Genomic DNA, 1204 nt, shown 5'->3' with positions numbered 1-1204 from the left:
AAGGGTGAGAGCCCCGTACAGGTAAAGAATGTTGACATAGTGGTATCCTGAGTACCGCGGGACCGGAGAAATCCTGTGGGAATCCACCAGCACCATCTGGTAAGGCTAAATACTCCTGAGAGACCGATAGTGAACCAGTACCGTGAGGGAAAGGTGAAAAGAACCCCGAACAGGGGAGTGAAAAGAACCTGAAACCGTGTGCTTACAAGCGGTTGGAGCAGGCAGGTCCTGTGACAGCGTGCCTTTTGCATAATGAGCCTACGAGTTACTCTTGTCTGGCAAGGTTAAGTCCTTCAGGGACGCAGCCGAAGCGAAAGCGAGTCTTAATAGGGCGCATAGTCAGATGAGGTAGACGCGAAACCTTGTGATCTACCCTTGGGCAGGTTGAAGTTGCAGTAACATGTAATGGAGGACCGAACCGATAAACGTTGAAAAGTTTCCGGATGACCTGAGGGTAGGGGTGAAAGGCCAATCAAACTGGGAAATAGCTCGTACTCCCCGAAATGTTTTTAGGAACAGCGTCGGCGTAGAGTTTGATAGAGGTAGAGCTACCGATTGGGTGCGGGGGAGTCAAATCCTACCAAATCCAGACGAACTCCGAATGCTATCAAATATAGCCGGCAGTGAGGCTTTGGGTGCTAAGGTCCAAGGCCGAGAGGGAAAGAACCCAGACCATCAGCTAAGGTCCCCAAATTCGTTCTAAGTTGAACTAACGAGGTCCGGTTGCCCAGACAGCTAGGATGTTGGCTTGGAAGCAGCCATTCATTTAAAGAGTGCGTAACAGCTCACTAGTCGAGCGGCCGGGCGTGGATAATAAACGGGCATCAAGAACGGTACCGAAGCTATGGATTTGCATTGAAAGATATGCATCTGGTAGGGGAGCATTCCATCGCCGGGGAAGCAGTTTGGCAATGAACTGTGGAGGTTATGGAAAAGCAAATGTAGGCATAAGTAACGATAAGGCGGGTGAGAAACCCGCCCACCGAAAGACCAAGGTTTCCTGATCAACGTTAATCGGATCAGGGTCAGTCGGGACCTAAGGCGCACCCGAAGGGGGCAAGCCGATGGACAACTGGTTAATATTCCAGTACTCTTCATAACTGCGATGTGGTGACGGAGTAGTGACACTGCCGCGAACTGACGGAATAGTTCGTTGAAAGGCGTAGGTATAGGGACGGTAGGCAAATCCGCCGACCCTGCTGAA

Annotated in this window: 1 rRNA gene; it reads left to right on the top strand. The window is 51.0% G+C overall.

Features of this window, described 5'->3' with window-relative positions:
* Positions 1-1204, top strand: a 23S ribosomal RNA gene (locus L1283_RS28510); the annotation flags it as partial.

Source organism: Sphingobacterium sp. HSC-15S19 (assembly GCF_050433745.1).
Lineage (GTDB): Bacteria > Bacteroidota > Bacteroidia > Sphingobacteriales > Sphingobacteriaceae > Sphingobacterium > Sphingobacterium siyangense.
This window is presented reverse-complemented; position numbering and strand designations above follow the sequence as displayed.